General features: G+C 70.6%; 11 protein-coding genes and 1 pseudogene. 2 read left to right on the forward strand and 10 right to left on the reverse strand.

All coding sequences use genetic code 11. The annotated features are described in order from the left end of the window. Window positions 1–42: 42 nt before the first annotated feature. On the forward strand, window positions 43–966 hold the full coding sequence (locus HH310_RS10600; RefSeq protein WP_169175274.1) for an NADP-dependent oxidoreductase: 924 nt from the start codon (window positions 43–45) through the stop codon (window positions 964–966). Between the two features lie 1,299 nt (window positions 967–2,265). Here HH310_RS10600 and HH310_RS10605 read toward each other — a convergent pair. The 7 genes from HH310_RS10605 to HH310_RS10635 all read right to left on the reverse strand — a co-directional run bounded on the left by HH310_RS10605 (window position 2,266) and on the right by HH310_RS10635 (window position 10,212). Next, window positions 2,266–3,420, reverse strand: coding sequence for a VWA domain-containing protein (locus tag HH310_RS10605; protein WP_312033952.1), 1,155 nt, complete (start codon window positions 3,418–3,420; stop codon window positions 2,266–2,268). 202 nt (window positions 3,421–3,622) lie between these two features. Then, window positions 3,623–4,753 carry an SRPBCC family protein gene (locus tag HH310_RS10610; protein WP_169175275.1) on the reverse strand — a complete coding sequence of 377 codons (1,131 nt, stop codon included), beginning with the start codon at window positions 4,751–4,753 and terminating at the stop codon, window positions 3,623–3,625. Continuing rightward, complete coding sequence (locus HH310_RS10615; protein WP_312033953.1) at window positions 4,750–5,571, reverse strand: MoxR family ATPase; 822 nt, start codon at window positions 5,569–5,571, stop codon at window positions 4,750–4,752. The genes HH310_RS10610 and HH310_RS10615 overlap by 4 nt, the downstream gene beginning before the upstream one ends. Before the next feature lie 35 nt (window positions 5,572–5,606). Continuing rightward, window positions 5,607–6,458, reverse strand: a complete 852-nt coding sequence (locus HH310_RS45290; RefSeq protein ID WP_169175277.1) for an XdhC family protein — start codon at window positions 6,456–6,458, stop codon at window positions 5,607–5,609. 10 nt (window positions 6,459–6,468) lie between these two features. After that, window positions 6,469–8,862: an aerobic carbon-monoxide dehydrogenase large subunit gene (locus HH310_RS10625; RefSeq protein WP_169175278.1), complete on the reverse strand. Its 2,394-nt coding sequence runs from the start codon at window positions 8,860–8,862 to the stop codon at window positions 6,469–6,471. Next, complete coding sequence (locus HH310_RS10630) at window positions 8,859–9,338, reverse strand: (2Fe-2S)-binding protein (RefSeq protein ID WP_169175279.1); 480 nt, start codon at window positions 9,336–9,338, stop codon at window positions 8,859–8,861. Before HH310_RS10630 ends, HH310_RS10625 begins: the two co-directional genes overlap by 4 nt. Before the next feature lie 4 nt (window positions 9,339–9,342). After that, window positions 9,343–10,212 (reverse strand): xanthine dehydrogenase family protein subunit M, encoded by an 870-nt coding sequence (locus tag HH310_RS10635; RefSeq protein WP_169175280.1) that lies wholly within the window; start codon window positions 10,210–10,212, stop codon window positions 9,343–9,345. A 123-nt stretch (window positions 10,213–10,335) separates the two neighbouring features. Between HH310_RS10635 and HH310_RS10640 the strand changes: the two genes are divergently transcribed. Next, window positions 10,336–11,397: an XdhC family protein gene (locus HH310_RS10640; protein ID WP_169175281.1), complete on the forward strand. Its 1,062-nt coding sequence runs from the start codon at window positions 10,336–10,338 to the stop codon at window positions 11,395–11,397. 45 nt (window positions 11,398–11,442) lie between these two features. Here HH310_RS10640 and HH310_RS10645 read toward each other — a convergent pair. From HH310_RS10645 to HH310_RS10655, 3 genes and pseudogenes are all read right to left on the reverse strand, one after another. Continuing rightward, window positions 11,443–11,991 (reverse strand): annotated as a pseudogene (locus HH310_RS10645) (Pr6Pr family membrane protein); the annotation flags it as partial. A gap of 81 nt (window positions 11,992–12,072) precedes the next feature. Continuing rightward, window positions 12,073–12,702, reverse strand: coding sequence for a hypothetical protein (locus HH310_RS10650; protein ID WP_169175282.1), 630 nt, complete (start codon window positions 12,700–12,702; stop codon window positions 12,073–12,075). A gap of 169 nt (window positions 12,703–12,871) precedes the next feature. Further along, window positions 12,872–14,383, reverse strand: coding sequence for a GMC family oxidoreductase (locus HH310_RS10655; RefSeq protein WP_169175283.1), 1,512 nt, complete (start codon window positions 14,381–14,383; stop codon window positions 12,872–12,874). Between the last annotated feature and the right edge of the window lie 70 nt (window positions 14,384–14,453).

Below are 14,453 nucleotides of genomic sequence, written 5' to 3' on the forward strand. Positions count from 1 at the left end.
GCGGCATAGTTGCTTGCAGAAGCGACTGGGGGAGGAACCGCCATGCAAGCCATCATCGTGAACGACCGGGACGCCGGGATCGAGGGGCTCACCCTGACCGACATGCCGTACCCGCACGCCGCCGAGAACGACGTGATCGTGCGCGTGCACGCGGCCGGCTTCACGCCCGGGGAACTCTCCTGGCCCGGCACCTGGGCCGACCGGGCCGGCAACGATCGCACGCCGGCGATCCCCGGGCACGAGTTATCCGGCGTGGTCGCCGAGCTGGGCTACGGCACCACCGGACTCAGCGTCGGCCAGCGGGTGTTCGGCCTGGCCGACTGGCTGCGGAACGGCTCGCTGGCCGAGTACGTGGCGGTCGAGGCCCGCAACCTCGCCCCGCTGCCCGCCGACGTCGACCACCCGGTCGCCGCCGCGTTACCGATCTCGGGCCTGACCGCGTGGCAGGGCTTGTTCGACCACGGCCGCCTCACGGTCGGCCAGACCGTCCTGATCCACGGCGCGACCGGCGGGGTCGGCTCACTCGCCGTGCAGCTGGCGCACGAGGCCGGCGCGTACGTGATCGGCACCGGCCGCACCGCGGACCGCAACGTCGTCCTGGGCCTGGGCGCGCAGACGTTCCTCGACCTGACCGCCGGCGACCTGAAGTCCGCCGGCGAGGTCGACCTGGTCCTGGACGTGATCGGCGGCGACGTCCTCGACCAGTCCACGGCCTTGGTCCGCCCCGGCGGCACCGTCGTCACCATCGCGGCCCCGCCGAAGACCCAGCCCAGGAACGGCCGCGCCATCTTCTTCGTGGTCGAGCCCGACCGCGCCCGCCTGGCCGACCTGGCCGACCGCGTCCGCACCGGCCGCCTGAAGCCCATCGTCGGCGACGTCCGCCCGCTGGCCGAGACGGCGGCGGCTTTCGCCCGCCACCGCCGCACCCCCGGCAAAACCATCATCGAGATCCCCGACGCCCGGTAACGGGAGGCGCTCCCGCCAGCACACGCGGAGGCGCGGCCCCAGCGGCCACCCTCCCGCAGCCGGCCCGGACGCCAGACCGCCCGAAACCGCCACCCCGCCGCCGGCCCCGCACACCAAACCGCCCGAAACCGCCGCCCCGGCGCCGACTCCCGCCCGCCACAGCCCGCCCCGCACACCAAACCGCCCGAAACCGCCACCCCGCCGCCAACACCCACCCGCCACAGCCCGCCCCGCACACCAAACCGCCTGAAACCGCCACCCCGGCGCTGACACCCGCTCCCGCAGCCTGGCCCGGACGCCGGGCCACCCGAAACCGCCGCCCGCCGCCGACTCCCGCCCGCCGCAGCCTGGCCCGTACGCCGAGCCGCCTGAAACCGCCACCCCGCCGCCGACTCCCACCCGCCGCAGCTTGCCCCGCACACCAAACCGCCCGAAACCGCCGCCCCGCCGCCAACACCCGCCCGCCGCAGCCTGCCCCGCACACCAAACCGCCCGAAACCGCCGCCCCGCCGCCAACACCCACCCGCCGCAGCTTGCCCCGCACACCAAACCGCCCGAAACCGCCGCCCCGCCGCCAACACCCGCCCGCCGCAACCTGCCACGCACACCAAACCGCCGCCCGCCGACTCCCGGCCGCTGCAGGCTGGCAAGGAAGCCCGGTGGATCGCCTGCCATCGCCGCGGTGGTTGGGCTGGCGCCGCTGACTAAGCTGCCCGGCTTGGGGCATAAGGCATAGTTTGACCTGCACATGGCTCGCGGTGAAGCGACACGTGCCGCCCGTACCCGGCAGTCGTCTCACCATCCGGTCACAGATTCTCGCATTGTGGACGATCGTCCGAACAGGACGGTCGTTTTACACCCTTCACGCCTTTTACGAAGCCGATTTCCCGCCCGATTTCGAGACCTTGGAGAGTTACGCCCACATACGAGCCATAACTCTCCAAGGTCTCGGAAATGCGGGGTGCGGACACCTGAATGGGACGCGCGAATGGTGCTTAAGCTAACGAAACGTGCTTGATGTTGACGGCATAACCTCCGGGCCCGCCAAACGAGGCCGTGCTGGCCCGGTTCCACTCGTTGCGAGCGGCTGCTTCGACGGCGATGGGACACCCTCGCTTCGCGCGGCAGATGTGCCCCGCGGCCGGCAAGCGGCCTGGGGCTGACCGCGTCGTGCGGGTCGGGCTGCGGCAGCAGGTCGAGCTGACCCGCCTAATGCAAGTCAGGCCGCGGCAGCAGGTCGAGCTGGTCTGCATGGTGCGGGCCGATGTCATCCGGCACCGACTTGCCCCGAGTGTGGCGCTATGGCCTGGATGCCGGGGCTGCGGCCCAGAGCTGGGCGCATGCCTGCAGGTCGGCGAAGGTGGCGGCGGGCAGCAGGTGGTCGCAGAACGGCAGGGCCGCCGCCATCGATGCCACCCGCGGGGCGAAGCCTGGCTGGCCGGCGCGGGGGTTGAGCCAGAAGATCCGGTACGCGCGCCTGCGCAGGCGGGCCATCGCGGCGGCCAGGCGGTCGGGTGGGTCGCTGTCCCAGCCGTCGGAGGCGACGATCACCAGGCCGCCGCGCAGGGCGTTGCCGTGATGCGACGCGAGCAAGGCTTCGATGTTGGTGGCGATGCGGGTGCCGCCGAAGCGGTCGGTCACCGTTTCGGTCGCTCTCGCGATCGCCTCCGAAGGGGACGACTGCCGCAGCGCGGGGGTCAAGCGGGTCAACGTAGTGGCGAAGGCGAACACCTCGGCGTCGGCCACCAAGGCGAAGGCGCGCATCAAATGCAGGTAGGCGGTGGCCTGCGCGCGCATCGACTCGCTGACGTCGCAGAGCAGCACCACCCGGCGCGGGCGGCGGATCGGGCGCTCCCGGACTATCGTGACCGGCTCCCAACCGGTTCGGCGGGCGCGCGCGATGGTCGGCCGCAGCGCGATCCGGCGACCGGCGGGATCGACCGCGTGGCGGCGGGTGCGCCGGGCCGGCCACGTGGTCAGCGACTTTCGCAGCGCCTCGCCCAGGGCGGCGGTCTGGGCGGTGTCGAGTTCTTCGAACGGCCGCGCGGCCAGGGCGGTCAGCGCGCTCGGCCGTAGTTCGGGCAGGCGCGGGCCGGTGCCGGCGGGGTCGTCGCCGGCCTCCACGGCGGCAGGCAGCGTGGCCCACGGCAGGCCGTTTCCCCCGGCGAGCTGGTCGGCGCCGGCCGGCATCGGGACGTGCATGTCCTCGTCGCGCTGCGCGTGCGCGCCGGACGTGTGCGGCAGCGGCAGCGGCGGCGCCTCGGCGAACACGGCGTCGAAGACCCGGTCGAACGCGGCCACGTCGGCCTGCCGCCGCACCAGGGCGATCCGCGCCGTCCAGTAGAGATTCCCGACCGAGTCGGGCGGGCTGACGTCGAGCGCGTGCACCAGGTCTGCCACGTGCGTGAGCCCGGCCGGCACCCCGGCCGTCCGAAGCCGGTCAGCGAACGCCACCGCGAACGCGGCCCGGTCCGTGCCACGAAGCAGAACCGGCCGCCGCCCGCCACCCCGTCCACCGCGCGCCGCGGCCTCTATCGATCCCCCCGGAGCCAGACCCCGCCCCGACACAGCATCCGACCACCCAACCGCGCGCACCACCGCGTCGGGCCCTTCGCCTCGAGCGGGACCGCGGCGTGAGGCGGCCTGCGGCGGGTCGTCAGCGCCGGGCGACGAGCCAGACAATGACCGCACCCACCGCGACGACGCCGATCGCGACCGGAACGAGCCGCTTGTAGATCGACCCTCCGGCGACGGCGAGCAGATCAAGCGCCTCCAACTCGTCGTCCGTGGTCGCGAGCGAGGCCGTATCCCGCGACACGGGAGAGGGAGCGACCGTGGCGGATGAGGTCGCCGACCGAGCGGAAGCGGTGCCGGCGGTGTGCGAAGCGGACGGGCTGGATGGCGGGGACGGCACCGTGCGGATGGCCGCCGGTGGTTCGGTGCCCGCCAAATCGGCTTCGCCGCCCGGCTTCGGCTCCTGGGCCGGCACCGGACATTCGGCCAGTGCCGCCTCCTCTACGGACGGGACCGCCGCTGGTGCGACGTCGGCCGGCGACACCGCCGCATCGGCGACGGTCGCGGTGGCCGCCCCCGATGCCGCCGCGCCGACCGTCGAGGACTCCCCGGAGGCCGTGTCCGCCCCGGATCCCGCCGCCGCGCTGACCGTCGACGACTCTGTGGACACCGAGGCCGCCCCGGATGCAGGCGCGCCGATCGTCGAGGCGGCCGCTGAGTCCGACGAACCCGCCGCCGGGGAAGACGCCGAACCCTCCGGGGACGACGCCTCGGGCGACGATGCCGCGGACGCGCCGTTGGCCCCCGCCGCCTCCGTCACGCCCTCGTCCTCGGCGGCCAGCTTGGCCTCCAAATTCGTGACGAACTGGGCCAGCAGCTTGCCCGACACCTCCTTGATCATGCCGCTGCCGAACTGGGCCAGCTTCCCGCTGATCTTCAGGTCGGTGTCGACGGACACGACTGTGCTGTCGCCCGAGGCCGTCAGCACCGCCGTGACCACCGCCGCCGCGTTCCCGGCCGAGCGCGCGTCCCGCCCCTTCGCATCGATGGCCGCCCGATACGCCGACGGGTCCTTCTCGGTGAAACGGGCCGTCCCGGCGAACTCCGAGATCACCGGACCCACCTTCACCTTCACCTTGCCCTGATAGACGTCGCCGTCCACGCCGGTGAGCCGGGCGCCGGGCATACATGGCGCGATCCCGGGCAGGTCGGTCAGAACCTGCCAGGCCCGCTCGATCGGCGTGTGCACCGTGAACTCGTTGCTGATTTTCATGAGATCTCCTGGTGGACGGCTTCGGCGACGAGGAGACGGTCGTCGGGGGTCTTGGCGATCGTGCCGAGTGTGCTCAGCGCGTCCGAACGGGACAGCGAAATGGCACCGAGCGCGGCCAAGGCGGACACCCAATCAATCGTCTCGGCCAATCCGGGTGATTTGTCCAAATCAAGCGTACGTACGCGACCGACAAAGTCAGCGGCCGAGCGAATCAGCGGTAGCGAAGCCCCGGGCACCGACCGTCGAACGATTTCCGCGGCCCGCGCCGGCGCCGGAAAGTCGATCCAGTGGTAAAGACAGCGCCGCCGCAACGCGTCATGCAGATCCCGGCTGCGATTCGAGGTCAACACGACCACGGGCGGCACCACCGCGGCGAACGTCCCGAGCTCCGGCACCGTGATGGCCGCCTCCCCGAGGAACTCGAAAAGCAACGCCTCGAATTCGTCGTCCGCCCGATCAATCTCGTCGATGAGCAGCACCGCAGGCGTCGGCCCGGGGTGGCGTACGGCGCGGAGAATGGGTCTTTCCTGAAGGAACGAGGCGGTGAACAGATCGGCGTCGGTCAGCCGCGAACCCGATGCTTCGGCGAGCCGGATGTGCAGGAGCTGACGCTGATAATTCCATTCGTACAGCGCCTCGCCCGCGGTCAGCCCTTCGTAGCACTGCAACCGGATCAGCGGCGTATCCAAAGCGACAGCGAGGGCTTTGGCCGCGGCCGTCTTCCCCACTCCGGGCTCGCCTTCGAGCAACAGCGGCTTGCCCAGTCGCAGCGACAGGAATACCGCCATGGCGAGCCCGTCGTCGACGAGATAGTCCACCGCGTCGAGCCGAGCCTGTACCTCGGACGAATCCTTCACGCCGCCGCGTATTTCTCGAGGCACCCGGCGCAGCAGAAGTATTGGCCGTCGAGGGTCGGCGTATCCGGTCCGATCACGACGGTCATCCCGCAGATCGGATCGATCGCGGTCTTCGGCGACGACGCGACAATCGAAGCGGGCTGGATGCCGTCGACCCGGACGGCCCGGACGATTTCCCCCAGCACGGAAAGCGCGATCTCGGCCGGCGTCCGCGCCCCGATATCAAGCCCCGCATGCGTATGCACCCGCGCGAGTTCGGCGGCCGTCAGACCCATTTCCTCAAGTACGCCTTTGCTCCGTGTCCGGCTCGCGACCAGCGCGATGAACGGCACCCCGGCGTCGAGCGCGGCCCGGATCGACTTCTCCTCGTCGCGCCCCAGCCCGGCCACCACCACGGCCGTCGCGCCGTCATAGCCAGCCGGCGCATCCTCGAAGTCGAGGAACGACGCGAGCTGCGCCACCGCCCGCGCGATCGGCGTCGTCCCGACCACCCCGAGCAGGGGTTTCGGCAGCACCGGACGCAGGAAGATCTCGATCGCGCCGCCCGAGTGGCACGGGTTGACCACGACCACCGCGCCGGGCGTCTCCGGGAACCCCGACGCGCGTTCCGGCAGCACCCGCAGCAGCGTGGAGGTGCCCTCGCGCAGCGATTCCAGCGCGGCGGCGCGCACCGAGCTCTCCGCGCAGACCCCGCCGACGAAGCCCTCGATGGACCCGTCGGCGAGGATCACCGCGTCGTCGCCGGCCCGCGCCGAGGTGGGTTCCTGGGCGCGGACGACGGTGGCGTGCACGAACGGTTCCCGCGAGACGGTGAGCTCGCGGGCCCGGTCGGCGATGGTGGCGTTCACGGTATGCACCTCAGATCGGGGGCGTGGCACGGCCGTTCATCGCGTCCCACACGCGGGACGGGGTGAGCGGCATGTCGGCGTGGCGTACACCGAAGGGTTTGAGGGCATCGACGACCGCGTTGACGATCGCCGGCGGTGAGCCGACCGTGGCCGACTCGCCCACGCCCTTGGCCCCGATCGGGTGGTGCGGCGACGGGGTGACGGTGAATCCGGTCTCCCAGTCGGGCACCTCGAGCGAGGTCGGGATCAGGTAGTCCATCAGGGACGCGCCGAGGCAGTTGCCGTCCTCGTCGAAGGCGATCATCTCCATCAGCGCCATGCCCACGCCGTCGGTGAGACCGCCGTGCACCTGACCCTCGATGATCATCGGGTTGATCCGGGTGCCGCAGTCGTCGACCGCGATGAACCGCCGCACCTTCACCTGCGCGGTGCCGGGATCAACGTCAACCACGCAGATGTACGCCCCGTGCGGGTACGTCAGATTCGACGGGTTGTAGCAGATCTGGGCTTCCAGCGCGCCTTCGATACCCTCGGGCAGGTCGCCGGCGCCGTGCGCCCGCATCGCGATCTCCTGGATCGTGACCGATTTGCCCGGGTCCCCCTTGACCTGGAAGGCACCTTTTGTCCAATCGAGATCGGCGACCGACACCTCCAACATCGCCGACGCGATGATCTGCGCCTTGTCCCGGACTTTCCGCGCCACCAACGCTGCCGCGGCCCCGGAGACGGGGGTAGAGCGCGACCCGTACGTGCCGAGCCCGAACGGGGTCTGGTCGGTGTCGCCGTGCACGACCTCGATGTCGGCCGGCGGGATGCCGATCTCCTCGGCCACGATCTGCGCGAACGTGGTCTCGTGGCCCTGCCCCTGGGACTGCACCGACAACCGCACCACGGCCTTGCCGGTCGGGTGCACGCGCAGCTCGCAGCCGTCGGCCATGCCGAGCCCGAGGATGTCCATGTCCTTGCGCGGGCCGGCGCCGACCGCCTCGGTGAAGAACGAGATGCCGATGCCCATGAGCTGACCCTGGGCCCGCTTCTCCTCCTGCTCCTTGCGCAGGTCGTAGTAGCCGGCCATGTCCATCGCGAGCCGCATGGTGGGCTCGTAGTTCCCGGAGTCGTAGACCCAGCCGGTCTTGGTCGTGTACGGGAACTGCTCGGGCCGGATGAAGTTCTTCAGCCGCAGCTCGGCCGGGTCCATGCCCAGCTCGTCGGCCAGGCAGTCGACGATCCGCTCGACCAGGTACACCGCCTCGGTGATCCGGAACGAGCAGGCGTACGCGACGCCGCCCGGCGCCTTGTTGGTGTAGACCGCCGTCATCTTGCAGTACGCGGCCTCGATGTCGTAGCTGCCGGTGAACACGCCGAAGAAACCGGCCGGATACTTCACCGGTGCCGCCGTCCCGTTGAACGCGCCGTGGTCCGCGAGGACGTTGGTGCGGATCGCCAGGATCTTGCCGTCGCGGGTGGCCGCGATCTCGCCGCGCATGATGTAGTCGCGTGCGAACCCGGTGCTGATCAGGTTCTCCGAGCGGTCCTCCATCCACTTGACCGGCTTGCCGCTGACGATCGAGGCGACGATCGCACACACGTACCCGGGATAGATCGGGACCTTGTTGCCGAAGCCGCCACCGATGTCCGGCGAGATCACCTGGATCTTGTGCTCGGGGATGCCGGCCACGATCGCGTACAGGGTGCGGTGCGCGTGCGGGGCCTGCGTGGTCGACCACAACCGCAGCTTGCCCTCGACCGCGTCGAAGTCGGCGACCGCGCCGCACGTCTCCATCGGGGCCGGGTGCACGCGGGGGTAGACGATGTCCTCTTTGACCACCACGTCGGCGGCCGCGAACACGGCCTCGGTGGCCGCCTCGTCGCCGGTCTCCCAGTCGAAGACGTGGTTGTTCTCCTTGCCCTGCAGGTCGTCGCGGATCAGCGGCGCCGACGGGTCCAGCGCCTTGCGCGCGTCGATCACCGGGTCGAGCACGTCGTACTCGACGTCGATCAGCTCCAGCGCGTCGCGGGCCTGGTAGCGGTCGTCGGCGACCACGAACGCGACCTCCTGGCCCTGGAAGCGCACCTTGTCGGTGGCCAGCACGGCCTGCACGTCGTTGGAGAGCGTGGGCATCCAGGCGAGGCCCTTCTCGGCCAGCATCGCCCCGGTCACCACGGCCCGCACGCCCGGTGCCGCCTCGGCCGCGCTGGTGTCCACGCTGACGATCCGGGCGTGCGCGAACGGCGAGCGCAAAATCGCCAGATGCAACATCCCGGGCAGCTGTACGTCGTCGGTGTACCGGCCCCGGCCGCGTACGAAACGGGGGTCTTCCTTGCGCAGCATGCGCCCGTGCCCGAGCGGCTTCTGATCGTTGTCGTGGAAGTCGGTGAACTTCGGGTCCTGGATCGTGGTCATGGGGTGACGACCTCCTGCGCCTCGTGCACCGCCGCCCACCGCACCGAACGCACGATCGTGGCGTATCCGGTGCAGCGGCAGATCTGGCCGGAGATGGCCTCGCGGATCTCCATGTCGGACGGGTCGGGGTTACGGTCGAGCAGGGCCCGGCAGGTCATCATCATGCCCGGCGTGCAGAACCCGCACTGCAGACCGTGGTTCTTCATGAAGCCCTGCTGGATCGGGTCCAGCTCGCCGTTGCTGGCGAGGCCCTCCACCGTGCGGATCTCGTGGCCCGCGGCCATCGCGGCGAGCACGGTGCACGACTTGACGGGCTCGCCGTCCATCAGCACCACGCAGGTGCCGCAGTTGCTGGTGTCGCAGCCCCAGTGCGTCCCGGTCAGGCTGAGCACGTCGCGCAGGAAGTGCACGAGCAGCAGCCGGCCCTCGATCTCCCGGGTGACCTCGGCGTCGTTGACGGTCATCGTGACCTGCATGGGTTCAGCTCCTCGCCCGTTCGACGGCCTTGCGGAGGGTGCGCCGGGTCAGCTCGTCGGCCAGGTGCCGCTTGTACGCCTCGCTGCCGCGCTGGTCGGTCACGGGGCTGCAGGTGCGCGCGGCGATGGCGCCGGCTTGCTCGTACAGCTCCTCGCTGGGCTCGCGCCCTTGCGAAATTTCCGAAATTTCGCGAATTCCGGTGGTATTTGGCCCGACAGCCGCCAGGCCGACTCGGGCGTCGGTGATCGTCCCGTCGCGCAGCCAGACCGCCGCGCCGGCCGAGACCACCGCCCAATCTCCCGCCCGGCGTTCCACTTTCTCGTACGCGCTGCCGCCGCCGTCCCGCACCGGGAGGCGAATCTCGGTCAGCATCTCGCCGTCGCCGACCGCCGTCTCGTACGGGCCGACGTGGAACTCCTCCATGCTGACCACCCGGGTGCCGCGTGCCCCGCGGATCACGCAGGTGGCGTCGAGCGTGGTGCAGACCGCGGACAGGTCCTCGGACGGGTCGGCCTGGCAGAGCGAGCCGCCGAGCGTACCCCGGTTGCGGACCACCGGATCGGCGATGACCTTCTCGGCGTCCCGGAAGATCGGGAACGCGCGGGCCAGTTCGTCCGATTCGAGCAGTTCGCGGTGCCTGGTCAGCGCGCCGATGCGCACCTCATCCGGATTTATGCGGATATAGCCAAGCTCATCGTGAAGAGGGTTAATATCGATCAAGTATTCGAAGTTCGCCAGGCGCAGCTTCATCATCGGCAGCAGGCTGTACCCGCCCGCCACCAGCCGCGCGGAGCTGCCGAGCCGGTCGAGCAGCCCGATCGCATGGTCCACAGTGGTCGCACGTTCGTACTCGAACGGAGCCGGTACCTGCACGCCGCACCTCCCGCAATCGATCTCGCTCAACCTCACGCGGGCGGACAATCAATGTCAACGGCCACCTAAGTGATCCCTTAAGTCGGCGTTGACGTGCAGGCGGCGGTCGATGATCGTACGGGCGTGCGGGACATCGTCGACGGCTTGCTGGCATGGCGCGCGGCGGGCATCCGGTTCGCGGTCGCCACCGTGGTGCGTACGTGGAAGTCCGCCCCCCGGCAGCCCGGCGCGGCGATGGCCGTCAGCGAGCACGGCGAGGTGCTGGGCAGCGTGTCCGGCGGATGCGTCGAGGGTGCTCTCTACGCCGCCGCCGAGGAAGCGCTGGAGTCCGGCCAGGCACTCCGGCGGACGTACGGGGTCAGTGATGATGACGCCTTTGACGTCGGTCTGACCTGTGGCGGCACCATCGAGCTGCTGGTCCAGCCCGACGTGGCGATGACATCGCTCGACGCCGTGCTCGCCGCGATCCGGGACGGCTCGCCGGTCTCGGTGGCCTCGGTCCCGGACCGCCAGCTGGTGATCTGGCCGGACCGCGTCGAGGGGTCGCTCGGCGAGCACGATCTCGACCACCGCGTGAAGCTGGAAGCCTCCGGCATGCTGGCGCAGGGCACGACCGGCGTCATCGAGCAGGAGGTCTTCGTCCAGACGTACGTCTCGCCGCCTCGCATGATCGTCTTCGGCGCCATCGACTTCGCCGGTGCGGTGGCCCGGATCGGGCGTTTCCTGGGCTACCACGTCACCGTCTGCGACGCCCGGGGAGTCTTCGCCACGGCCAAGCGCTTCCCGGACGCGCACGAACTGGTCGTCGACTGGCCGCACCGCTACCTGGCGTCGACCACGGTCGACGAACGGACCGTGTTGTGCGTGCTCACCCACGACCCGAAGTTCGACATCCCGCTGCTCGAGGTCGCGCTGGACACGCCGGCGCGTTACATCGGCGCGATGGGCAGCCGGCGCACCCACGAGGACCGGCTGGTGCGGCTGCGCGAGCTGGGCGTGCCGTACGAGAAGATCGCCCGGCTACGCGCTCCGATCGGTCTCGACCTGGGCGCTCGCACCCCCGAGGAGACCGCCGTCGCGATCGCCGCCGAGTTCATCCGGGAGGCCTGGGGCGGCACCGGCCGGTCGCTGAGCGAGCTCGACTCGCCGATCCACGGTCCGGCCGGCCAGCCGGTCGAGGCCTAGCAGCAGCGCGCCCAGTACGACGAAGATCGCCGCGAGCTCGGGGAACTGGCCCAGCACGTAGCCCCAGCCGTGCTTTCCGACGTCCAGGAAGCTGTACGGGTACCGGTTGACGGCGGCCGGGAAGATCGCCGCGCGCGCCTCGACCGCGACGCCGTAGCCGAGCGGGTAGAGGATCCACAACGGCATCTCGCGCCACCGCACGACGCGATGCGGCCCGAACGCGACCCAGTCGATCAGCACCATGACCGGAACGACGTAGTGCAGGAGGAACAACGACTGGCTGTCCACCCGCTCGGCCGGGTTGTCGTCGACCAGGCCGGGGAACGGGCTGTCGCCGTGGTTGAGGATGAAGTGCGCGATCAGCCCGGTGCCCAGGATGGCGAGCGTGACCAGGCCGCGCATCCGGGGAGCGGGCGTCGCGGTGGTGCCGCGCCGGGCCATCCAGTAGAGAACGCCGCTGAAGTAGACCAGCACGAGGACGTTGCTCTGGAAGGTGAAGAACACCAGGCGGCTGTTCCCGACGAGCAGGCCGACCGCGGCGAAGACGACGATGGCAATCCGCCACCAGAACCGGGGCGCGGCAGTGATTCGCATGCCGGGATTATGGGGTCAGCGCGTTCAGGTTGCTTCCCGCCGCAAACGGCACCGGCAAGGCCGGTGCCGTTCGTCAGTTCATCAGGAACCGAGGGTGCAAAGGTCGTCGATGGCGGCGGCGTCCGTGTTGATCTTGGTCTGGAGGCCGTCCGGCACCTTCCCGGTCTTCACGGCGTTCAGCAGCTGGGTGTAGTCGTCCGCCATGGTCTTCATCGCGTCGCGCACGTTGTCGTGCTTGGCCTCGCCGGCGGCCTTGTTGAGCCCGTCGATCGTGGCCTGCACCTTGGCGGGCGTGATGTCGGTGGCGTTGTCAACGATCGCGGCCTTACCGGTGGTGCATCCCGGGTCGATGAGCGTCGACTTCGAGGCGGCCACGGCGATGGCGACGTAGACCCCGCCCCAGATCAGCGAGATGACGACGCCGGCGATCGCGAGACCGCGGCCCCGCTTCTTGCCCTTGCCGGTCTGGAAGATCGCGATCACGCTCAGGATGAGGCCGAGCAGACCACCGAGGAAGGACAGGATGAAACCGGTGATGGCGAGGCCGCTCATGCCCTGCTGCTGCGGCGGCGGGTAACCCCCGGGCGGCGGCGGGAACCCGTCACCCGGCGGCGGGAATCCCTGGCCGGGCGGCGGAAAGCCCGGCTGGCCAGAAGGTGACGGGTAGCCCTGCGCGCTCTGCGGCGGCGGGCCCGGCTGGTCGACGGACACGATTCTGTTCCTATCAGGAGATTCTCAGGTTGAGCGGTCGCACGTTACCTGGTCCGCCCCGAGACCGCCGCCCCGTGTCCAAACCGTTATCCCCCCGGCGGCCGAGATCACGCTGAGGGGCCCCGTACGGGCTCGGGGGAGCATGCCTGCTTCGCGCCCGTACGGGGCGTCACTGGAGGAGCAGCGCGGACGCCTTCTCCCCGATCGCGTAGACCGTCGCGTTCGGATTCGCGCCGGTCAGCGCCGGCATCACCGAGGCGTCGGCCACCCGCAGCCCTTGCACGCCGTGCACCCGCAGCTGCGGATCGACCACCGCGAGCGAGTCGGTGCCGATCCGGCAGGTGCCGGCCGCGTGGAAGAACGGGCTGACCGTCGACCGCACGTACCGGGCCAGCGCCTCGTCGCTGTCCGTTTCGGGCCCGGGAATCGCCTCCGCGCCGCGCCACTCGCTCATCGCCGGGGTCTCACCGGCCTCGCGCGCCAACCGCAGCGCCGCGACCATCGTCTCCACGTCGCGCCGATCGCTCAGGAAGTTCGGGTCGATCAGCGGGGCCGCCGCCGGATCGTCGCTCGCCAGCCGTACGGTCCCCCGGCTGTGCGGCCGCATCAGCGAGAACACGATCGTGTAGCCCTGCGCCGGACCGGTCGTGCCCGGCGGGTAGTAGGCGATGTCCATGAAGGTGATCTGCACGTCCGGCGCCACGAGCCCGGGCCGGCTGCGCAGCTGCGACACCAGGTCGCTGTGGTTGTTGATCGCCGCCGGCACCGGCTTGGCCGCCGCGTACGTGATGCCGGACAGTGGGTGATCCTGCAGGCCGGAGCCGACGCCCGGCAGGTCCGTACGCACCCAGAGGCCCCGTTCCCGCAGGTGGTGCGCCGGACCGATGCCGGAGATCAGGAGCAGCTTCGGGGTGCCGACCGCGCCCGCGCTGAGCACCACCTCGCGATCCGCGCGCGCCTGCACCACTCGTCCGCCGGTGACGTACTCGATACCGGTGCAGCGGTCGCCGGCGAAGGTGAGCCGGCGCACGACGGCGTTCGGCACGACGGTCAGGTTCGCCCGCCCCAGGATCGGGCGCAGGTAACCGTCGGCAGCCGACTGGCGCAGCCCGTCCACGATGTTCATCTCCAGCCAGGCCACGCCCTCCGGCTGCTTGCCGTTGAGGTCCTCGGACACCGGATGCCCGGCCTGGATCGCGGCGGCGTGGTAGGCGTACGAGATCTCGTTGACCCGGGGTGCCGGGGCGACGCGCATCGGCCCGGAGGTGCCGCGGTAGTACGGGTCACGGCCGGGCGCGGCGGTCTCCGAGCGCTTGAAGTACGGCAGCAGGTCGTCGTAGCCCCAGCCGGTGGCGCCGCCGCGCGCCCACTCGTCGTAGTTGTCGCGGTGCCCGCGCAGGAAGGCCATCGCGTTGATGCTGCTGCTGCCGCCGTAGACTTTGCCCCGCGGGTACGGCAGCACGTGGTGGTCCAGGCCGCGCTGCGGCACGGTCGCGTACCCCCAGTCCACCTCGCTGCCGATCAGCGTCGGCCAGGCGGCCGGCACCGACATCGCCGGCGGGCCGGTCGGCGCGCCCCCTTCGACCAGAAGCACCCGGTTGTACGGATCCTCGGACAGCCGCGCGGCGAGCACCGACCCGGCCGTTCCCGCGCCGACGATCACAAAATCAAACGAGTCCATCTGTTCCTGTCCAAAGTCCGTGAGTGGTGTGACCCGGACCAAGGAAAACAGCGGAGAAGCCCCGTCAAAT

The organism is Actinoplanes sp. TBRC 11911 (genome assembly GCF_012933445.1).
Lineage (GTDB): Bacteria > Actinomycetota > Actinomycetes > Mycobacteriales > Micromonosporaceae > Actinoplanes.

What these genes read in the sequence shown, in the direction of transcription:
- HH310_RS10600 (WP_169175274.1), top strand. Translation starts at nt 43, where the DNA reads ATGCAAGCCATCATCGTGAACGACCGGGACGCCGGGATCGAGGGGCTC.
- HH310_RS10610 (WP_169175275.1), bottom strand. Translation starts at nt 4,753, where the DNA reads ATGAAAATCAGCAACGAGTTCACGGTGCACACGCCGATCGAGCGGGCC.
- HH310_RS10625 (WP_169175278.1), bottom strand. Translation starts at nt 8,862, where the DNA reads ATGACCACGATCCAGGACCCGAAGTTCACCGACTTCCACGACAACGAT.
- HH310_RS10630 (WP_169175279.1), bottom strand. Translation starts at nt 9,338, where the DNA reads ATGCAGGTCACGATGACCGTCAACGACGCCGAGGTCACCCGGGAGATC.
- HH310_RS10655 (WP_169175283.1), bottom strand. Translation starts at nt 14,383, where the DNA reads ATGGACTCGTTTGATTTTGTGATCGTCGGCGCGGGAACGGCCGGGTCG.